Genomic DNA, 7,972 nt, shown 5'->3' with positions numbered 1-7,972 from the left:
ATATCCAGCTGGAACTGGAAGAGGATGATGTGTTTTTCTCTGGGGAAGAAGCCGTAGAAGAAAAGAAAGGCAAGATTCCCCCCATTGTGAAAGAACTTTGGAGCATCGAGGATAAAAAAGGCATTTTCAAAGCCTTGGGCAAGCTGCTGAAACGGCTGATGAAGGGTATCTTACCCGGGAATCTGTTTCTCAAAGCAACGGTAGGCACAGGCGACCCCACCACCACAGGCTATGTGCTGGCGCTGGCGGGGATACTGACAGCAAAATTTGGTAACGATATCCAGATCAAAGGGGATTTCACCAAAGCCACGGCGGAGGATATTGAGGTAAGAGTAAAAGGAAAGATCGTGCTGGGCAAACTGGTATGGGCGGTGCTGGCTTTTGTACTGACAAAGCCTGTGCGCAAAGCAATTTGGAAAATGATCAAATTCCTGAAAAATAAAGATAAAGAGGCTGCAGAAGACACGAAAGGAAATGGTGAAAAGGCATGAGCAAGGATTTTAATGAAGCTGTAAATGTATTATTTGATAAAGTAGACGATCTGGTTTCCACAAAAACAGTAGTGGGTGAAGCCATCGTGGTGGGCGAGCTGACATTGCTGCCCCTGATCGAAGTGGCAGTGGGCGCAGGCGTAGGCGCAAAGGAAAGCACAAACGCTGCCGGCGGCGTAGGCGCGAAGATCACACCTTCTGCAATTCTGGCCATTACGCCCAATGGCACACAGCTGATCAACGTGAAGAATCAGGATGCCATCACAAAACTGATCGACATGGCTCCCGGCGTAGTGAATAAGCTGAACTTTGGTTCCGTTTTCTCTGGCAGAAACAAAAACAACGAACCCAAAGAAGAAGTGAAATTCGAAGAAGAAACGATCGTAGAAGAATAAGCTGAAAGGGGAGAGATCCCATGAAGGTTTTGATCGAATATTATGACAAGGATGTCCTGAAAAATATCGTAGCGCCTTTGACATTAAAACCCGATAAGGTCGTCTATCTCTATGATAAGGGCATGGTTGATATGAACGTGTTCCGTTCTTTGGTCACCTGCTTTGAAAAAAGCATGCCCCAGATCAAGGTGGAGCATATCCCTGTGGATATCAGCTCCGTGGAAAAACTGCGGGTAGCCACCCGCCGTGTGGTGGATCGCTATGGTGCGGAAAACTGTACACTGGAACTGACAGGCGGTAGTGAACTGATGATGATCGCCGGCTATAAGGCGGGCATGGAAACAGGGATGCGGATGGTTCATACAGACCTGATCAAGCGCTGCATCACCGACATTGAAACAGAGGAAAAAGTGGCAGATACGGCAACGCTGACGCTGGAAAATTTTCTGGACGGCAAGGGCGCCTGCCTGATGGGGGAATCCCACAGACCGCCCCAGCCGGAACGGTATGAGGATATCAAACGAATGGCCCAGTATCTGTTCCGTCATCTGAAGGAATGGAAGAACACCTGCAGCTGGCTGCAGACGGTGGCATCCCGGGGGCTGCCCCATGAACTACAGCTGGAAAGCCGCAGGAATATCCAGATGAAAAACGGCAGACCCGTTGCCCCCAATGATGAGATTTTGAAGGAATTTCAGAGAAGGGGATTTATTGAAAATCTGAAAATGGATAAAACATGGATCAGTTTCCGTTTCTGTTCCATGGAAGATAAGCAGTATTGCATCAGCTATGGCGTTTGGCTGGAGCTGCACGTTTACGTGGCGGCGGCCAGCAGCGGCGTGTTCGAGGATGTGAAACTGGGCACCATGATCGACTGGAATGTTTACGACGGCACAAAAATGGGCGGCAATGAGATCGACGTGGTGCTGATGGATGATTCCCTGCCCGTATTCATTTCCTGCAAGCTCAGAGAAGCGGATACGGCTGCCCTGAATGAATTGCTCATCGGCAAGAAACGGCTGGGCGGCTGGTTTTCCAAGGGGCTCATCGCCACATACAGCAAGGAAAAACTGGAAAACACAGGTACATATATGCGCTGCAAGGAACTGGGACTGGAAATGCTGGATGAAAGAGACATTCTGGCGGAGGATTTCAGCGACCGCCTGGTAAAAGCCATCCGGGAACATGACCTGATCAATTTGAAATGGAAAAAAATCTAAGAGGAGGAGAGCGCCTTGGCGAAAAAGAATACCCGAAACACCAAGAGCCGTATCGTTTCGGCGGCATGGAAGCTGTTTTATGAAAACGGCTACGATGACACCACGGTGGAAGAGATCGTGGAAGAATCCGGTACCTCCAAGGGCTCTTTTTACCATTATTTCAGCGGCAAGGATGCCCTTTTGAGTTCCCTTTCCGACCTTTTTGATGACAAATATCAGGAGCTGATCCCTACGCTGGATAAGGATATGGATAGCTTCGACCAGCTGATGTATCTGAATCAGGAACTGTTCCTGATGATCGACAACAGCGTATCTCTGGATCTGGTGGCAAGGATGTATTCCTCTCAGCTGGTGACGGCGGGGGAAAAACACCTACTTGACCACAATCGTGTGTATTATAAATTGTTACGACAGATCGTTTCCGAGGGGCAGAAGAAGGGGGAACTCAGGGAAGATATGTCCGTCAATGAGATCGTAAAAGCCTATGCCCTTTGTGAAAGAGCCTTGATCTATGACTGGTGCATCAGCAATGGGGACTACTCCCTTTGCCAATATGCAAGGAATATGATGCCCGTTTTCCTGGGCAGTTTTCGGGTGAAAAAAGCTTTATTAGAAAACAAATTTTAAAGAATATTTTTTGAACAAAATTGAGTTCTAAAAAACGTACAGTCGAAAAATATTGATATTTCAATATTTTCGGCTGTTTTTTATTTTTATCGTATAGTTTTTAGTTCGAACTTTGTTCTGTATTTCATTCTACTGAAAAGTGTGGTAAGATGTCCAAAGTTAGTTTTTATGTAAGAAAGGTTGGGTAATTTTTATGTCTGAAAAAGTATTGATTATGCTCACGATCCTGGTTTATCTGGGCGGCATGCTGGGCATTGGTATCTATTGTTCCAAGAAAAATGAAAACGTTGGCGACTTCTATCTGGGCGGCAGAAAGCTGGGCCCCTTTGTTACGGCCATGTCTGCGGAAGCATCTGACATGAGCAGCTGGCTTCTGATGGGTCTGCCCGGTCTGGCTTATATCTCCGGTATTGCGGAACCCGCATGGACAGCCATTGGTCTGGCCATCGGCACATACGTAAACTGGCTGATCGTGGCAAAGCGTATCCGCACATATACCCACGAAGTAAATGCCATTACGCTGCCTGATTTCTTCTCCCTGAGATACAGAGATGATAAAAATTTGCTGATGGGGATTGCAGCTTTGTTTATCATCATTTTCTTCATTCCCTATACAGCAAGCGGCTTTGCGGCATGCGGCAAGCTTTTCAGCAGCATTTTTGCCATTGATTATCTGCCTGCAATGATCATCAGTGCTATCGTTATCGTAGGCTATACTGCAACAGGCGGCTTCCTGGCAGCCAGCACAACAGACCTGATCCAGAGTATCGTTATGAGTATCGCTCTGGTAGTAGTAGTGGTATTTGGTATTCATGTTGCCGGCGGCATGGACGCGGTTGCGGCAAATGCAAGCAGCATGGTAGACTATATCAGCCTGTCTGCCAGCCATGCAGTAGGCGAAGGTACAACAACACCCTATGGTGCGCTGACCATCGCTTCCACACTGGCATGGGGTCTGGGCTATTTCGGTATGCCCCATATCCTGCTTCGCTTTATGGCCATCGAAGATAAGAATAAACTGAAACTTTCCAGAAAAATTGCTACAGTATGGGTAATCATCGCCATGGGTGTTGCTATCTTCATCGGCGTTGTTGGTAACGCTATGACAGCAGCAGGCGCACTGCCTTTCCTGGAAGGCAATACTTCTGAAACGATTATTGTAGTCATTTCCGACTTCCTGAGCAAATATGGCGCACTGGCAGCCATCATGGCAGGCGTCATCCTCTCCGGTATCCTGGCATCCACCATGTCCACAGCAGACTCTCAGCTGCTGGCGGCATCTTCCAGCTTCTCTGAAAACCTGATCACCGGTTTCTTCGGTATCAAAGTTTCTCAGAAAACATCCATGACACTGGCAAGAGCATCCGTTCTGGGTATCTCTGTGATTGCAGCATTTATCGCAAAAAACCCCGATAGCTCCGTATTCCGTATCGTATCCTTCGCATGGGCTGGCTTTGGTGCAGTATTTGGCCCCGTTGTGCTGTGTGCACTGTTCTGGAAACGATCCAACAAGCAGGGCGCTCTGGTTAGTATGATCGTTGGCGGCGTGATGGTATTCGTATGGAAATATGTGATCGCGCCTATGGGCGGCGTATTTGCTATCTATGAGCTGCTGCCCGCATTCCTGTTGGCACTGGCGGCAAATATTATTGTGAGCCTGGCGACAGCAGAGCCTTCCAAAGAAATTCAGGATGAATTTGATAGAGTGAAAAATTCTCTGTAATAAGCAAAAAGAAAACCCTCTGGGCGAAGGCCCAGGGGGTTATTTTTGTTTTTATCGTTTCCTTCGCAGAAACGTGCAGGGTCGGCTTCGCCTCCAGCCTGCAGTTGCGTTGCAACTGAATGTGTTTCTGCAATTCGGGTTCCAGGGGAGTGACTCCCTTGGTGGAAGTTTGAGGGCGACGCCCACAAGGGTTATACGTTGAAACGGAACAGAACTACGTCGCCGTCCTTCATCACATATTCCTTGCCTTCGGAACGAACCAGACCCTGTTCTTTCGCTGCGTTGTAGGAACCCAGACGCATCAGGTCGTCATAATGTACTACTTCCGCACGGATGAAGCCGCGTTCGAAGTCGGAGTGGATCTTACCTGCTGCCTGAGGTGCTTTTGTACCCTGTGTGATCGTCCAAGCGCGGGATTCCTGGGGGCCTGCTGTCAGGTAGCTGATCAGACCCAGCAGTTTGTAGCTTGCGGCGATCAGTCTGTCCAGACCGCTAGTTTCCACGCCCAGCTCTGCCAGGAATTCTTTTTTATCTTCGTCGTCCAGATCGGAAATTTCTTCTTCGATCTTTGCGCACAGAACGAATACTTCGTTATGTTCCGCTGCTGCGTATTCTCTTACTCTGCCTACGAATTCGTTGCTTGCGCCGTCGTCTGCCAGGTCGTCTTCTGTTACGTTTGCTGCATACAGAACGGGTTTTGCTGTCAGCAGTGTCAGGGACTGTACGAAATCATAATCCTCGGGAGCGTCAAATTCTACGCTTCTTGCGGATTTGCCAGCTTCCAGTGCTTCTTTCAGCTTCATCAGGATATCCAGTTCTCTCTGCAGGGATTTATCCTGTTTTGCCAGTTTCACTGTTTTGGAGATACGGCGTTCCAGGATTTCGATATCGGAAAATACCAGTTCCAGATTGATGGTTTCGATATCACGGATGGGGTCGATGGAACCGTCAACGTGTACTACGTTTGTATCTTCAAAGCAGCGAACAACGTGGCAGATCGCATCAACTTCGCGGATGTGGCTCAGGAATTTGTTGCCCAGACCTTCGCCCTTGGACGCACCGCGCACCAGACCTGCGATGTCAACGAATTCGATGACTGCGGGGGTTGTTTTTGCGGAATCATACATTTCTGTCAGCTTTGCCAGACGTTCATCGGGGACAGCTACCACGCCTACGTTAGGGTCGATGGTGCAGAAGGGGTAGTTGGCAGCTTCTGCCTTGCCCAGTGTCATGGAATTGAATAAGGTACTTTTGCCTACGTTAGGCAGACCTACGATACCAAGTTTCATAATTTCTCAATCTCCTTTATTTTTCAATGTTTTCGGGGGATGGGTTATTTGATTTACGCTAATACACTAACTTTTAATATACCACATCTGCTCTTGTTTCTCAATAGTGAAACCACCTTCAAATCGTGAATTTATGGCTGATATACTGCTCAAATTCCCTTCTTTTTACCAGTTTCCTTGTGCCGACATGCAAAATGAAGGGACAGTTTGGCTGGCGTAAAAGGCTGTCAATTTTGTTAATGCCGATATATTGACTTTATTGCTCTGCTTATGTTATTGTAATTGTCAAAAAAAGTATCGTGAGGTTAGAAAATGAAATCATCTGGTAAAAAATTGAATATGGTAAGAGGTGGTTTTGTTTTCTTCCTGTTGCTGCTGGTTTTTGCTCCCTGCATCACCTTTGCCGCATCTGCGCAAGGTGGGCAGAGTGATGTAGGCGTTAGCATGTCGATGCTGTATGGCGTGATCGCAGGAATTTCCTTATTGCTGCTAATCGGCTATGGTGCTCTGGTGAAGAAAAAAGTGCTTTGGCTTTTGCTGCTGTTTACATCAGTATTTCTTGCCAATGCGGGCTATTTTTCTCTTTCCATATCCAAAACATTGGAAGAAGCCCTGCTGGCAAACCGTATTGCTTATCTGGGATCGGTGTTTCTGCCGTTTTTTATGTTGATGACGATGATTGGCGTCTGCCGTTATCCTTGTAGGAGATGGATGGTTGCACTTCTGATCTGTATCAATGTGGCGGTTTTTCTGATCGCAGCCAGCCCGGGTTATACGGGGTGGTATTACAAAGAGGTGACACTGGTATTTGTGAATGGTGCGGCCAAATTGAAGAAGGTTTATGGCTCTCTGCATAAAATATATTTTGTATTTCTATTCTCCTATTTCGCCATGATGGTTGGGGTGATCCTGCGGGCGGTTCGGAAAAGGAGGGTGGAGTCTCCCAAACAGGCATTGCTGCTGCTGATCGTTGTTTTTCTGAATATTGCCTTTTGGCTGGTAGAGCAGCTGGTGCAGTGGGATTTTGAATTCCTTTCTGTTTCCTACATCATCAGTGAACTGCTTTTGCTTTGCCTGTACAGTATGCTGCAGGACTATGAAGAACTGAAAGAACGGGTGAAAGTGCAGCCACATACCGTAAAAGAAGAAACGAAAGCAGAGGATGATCTGGAACAGAAGGTGGCGCATTGGTCTGAAATCGCCCAGTTGTCCCCCAGAGAAAAAGACGTGTTCCGGGAACTGCTGATGGATAAAAAGAGAAAAGAGATCGCTGAGGCACTGTGCATTTCGGAAAATACGGTAAAGACCCACACATCCAATGTATTCTCCAAGCTGGAAGTATCCACAAGGAATGAACTGATCGAAAAAGTGAAGCATGATAAAAACTGAGGCAAAGAACTGGCCGTAAGGGTGACCGGTTCTTTTTTTGTGCGGAAAAGTCCATGAAAGCAGCAAAATCACCCCTTTTCAGGCAAAAATCACCCGCCTTGGGTGAGTACAATCCTCGTTGATTTCCCTATGATTAAACTAAGGCAGACTACTTTTCGGGGAACCCGTCACATGACGAAAAAGGGGGCGCGGCAATGAATACATACAGAATTTTGCTGGCAGAAGACAGGATGATCCATAAGCTTTATCTGGAAAATGTCCTTCATACATCGGGGCGGTATACCCTGATCGGTACGGAACTTAACATGGAGGATGCGTTGAAATGCTGTGGTCATACCCCTGTCGATCTGATCCTGGCGGAGGCAGTGGACAGGAAAGGCAGTACCTGCTTTGCGGCGGTGGCGGAATGCAGACGGAAATATTCCCATATCCGTATCGTGGTAATGACGGAGGTGCCTGAGTACAGCTTTCTGGAACGGGCAGAGAAAAGCGGCGCAGATAGCTTCTGGTATACGGAAGATACAAAGTGCTCTATCCTTTCTGTTCTGGATAGGACGATGGAAGGAAGAGCCATCTTTCCCGAGCATCTGCCTTCGGTGAAGGTAGGACAGATGGAAAGCCGAAACCTTTCGGAAAAGGAACTGCAGATCCTGCGGGAGGTGGCGAAAGGATATTCCAATAAGGAGATCGCGGAGACCATGCAGATGAGCTATTACACCGTGCGGGATTATGTGAAGGGAATGCTGGAAAAATCCGCCCTGCCCAGCCGCACAGCACTGGCGGTGGCGGCGGTCAGCAGCGGGTTGATCGTTTTGGAAAAAAGTACAGAGAAACCCGT

General features: G+C 47.7%; 9 protein-coding genes. 7 read left to right on the top strand and 2 right to left on the bottom strand.

All coding sequences use genetic code 11. From position 1 onward, the window contains the following. The 5 genes from IJ369_RS01445 to IJ369_RS01425 form a co-directional block, all read left to right on the top strand. Nucleotides 1-491 (top strand): hypothetical protein (locus tag IJ369_RS01445; RefSeq protein WP_290715167.1); only part of this gene is annotated, 491 nt, incomplete at its 5' end. Continuing rightward, nucleotides 488-886: a GerW family sporulation protein gene (locus IJ369_RS01440; RefSeq protein WP_290715165.1), complete on the top strand. Its 399-nt coding sequence runs from the start codon at nucleotides 488-490 to the stop codon at nucleotides 884-886. The genes IJ369_RS01445 and IJ369_RS01440, both read left to right, overlap by 4 nt. A gap of 20 nt (nucleotides 887-906) precedes the next feature. Further along, complete coding sequence (locus IJ369_RS01435) at nucleotides 907-2,106, top strand: Card1-like endonuclease domain-containing protein (RefSeq protein ID WP_290715163.1); 1,200 nt, start codon at nucleotides 907-909, stop codon at nucleotides 2,104-2,106. Between the two features lie 15 nt (nucleotides 2,107-2,121). Continuing rightward, complete coding sequence (locus IJ369_RS01430) at nucleotides 2,122-2,733, top strand: TetR/AcrR family transcriptional regulator (protein WP_290715161.1); 612 nt, start codon at nucleotides 2,122-2,124, stop codon at nucleotides 2,731-2,733. A 193-nt stretch (nucleotides 2,734-2,926) separates the two neighbouring features. Next, complete coding sequence (locus IJ369_RS01425) at nucleotides 2,927-4,456, top strand: sodium/proline symporter (protein ID WP_290715159.1); 1,530 nt, start codon at nucleotides 2,927-2,929, stop codon at nucleotides 4,454-4,456. A gap of 191 nt (nucleotides 4,457-4,647) precedes the next feature. Here the strand turns inward: IJ369_RS01425 and ychF are convergent, their stop codons facing one another. Both ychF and IJ369_RS10865 read right to left on the bottom strand, forming a co-directional pair. Next, entirely contained in the window at nucleotides 4,648-5,745 is a 1,098-nt protein-coding gene (gene ychF, locus IJ369_RS01420; protein WP_290715157.1) for a redox-regulated ATPase YchF, read from the bottom strand. 118 nt (nucleotides 5,746-5,863) lie between these two features. After that, nucleotides 5,864-5,986 carry an excisionase gene (locus IJ369_RS10865; RefSeq protein ID WP_334298185.1) on the bottom strand — a complete coding sequence of 41 codons (123 nt, stop codon included), beginning with the start codon at nucleotides 5,984-5,986 and terminating at the stop codon, nucleotides 5,864-5,866. Nucleotides 5,987-6,057: 71 nt separating this feature from the next. Here IJ369_RS10865 and IJ369_RS01410 point away from each other — a divergent pair, with 71 nt between their 5' ends. Continuing rightward, entirely contained in the window at nucleotides 6,058-7,134 is a 1,077-nt protein-coding gene (locus IJ369_RS01410; protein WP_290715155.1) for a LuxR C-terminal-related transcriptional regulator, read from the top strand. 194 nt (nucleotides 7,135-7,328) lie between these two features. Next, on the top strand, nucleotides 7,329-7,972 hold a 644-nt coding region (locus tag IJ369_RS01405; RefSeq protein WP_290715153.1), incomplete at its 3' end, for a response regulator transcription factor.

This window comes from Anaerotignum sp. (assembly GCF_017483025.1).
GTDB lineage: Bacteria > Bacillota > Clostridia > Lachnospirales > Anaerotignaceae > Anaerotignum_A.
This window is presented reverse-complemented; position numbering and strand designations above follow the sequence as displayed.

Coding starts and splice junctions, on each gene's coding strand:
- IJ369_RS01440 (WP_290715165.1), top strand. CDS start 488: ATGAGCAAGGATTTTAATGAAGCTGTAAATGTATTATTTGATAAAGTA.
- IJ369_RS01435 (WP_290715163.1), top strand. CDS start 907: ATGAAGGTTTTGATCGAATATTATGACAAGGATGTCCTGAAAAATATC.
- IJ369_RS01425 (WP_290715159.1), top strand. CDS start 2,927: ATGTCTGAAAAAGTATTGATTATGCTCACGATCCTGGTTTATCTGGGC.
- ychF (WP_290715157.1), bottom strand. CDS start 5,745: ATGAAACTTGGTATCGTAGGTCTGCCTAACGTAGGCAAAAGTACCTTA.
- IJ369_RS01410 (WP_290715155.1), top strand. CDS start 6,058: ATGAAATCATCTGGTAAAAAATTGAATATGGTAAGAGGTGGTTTTGTT.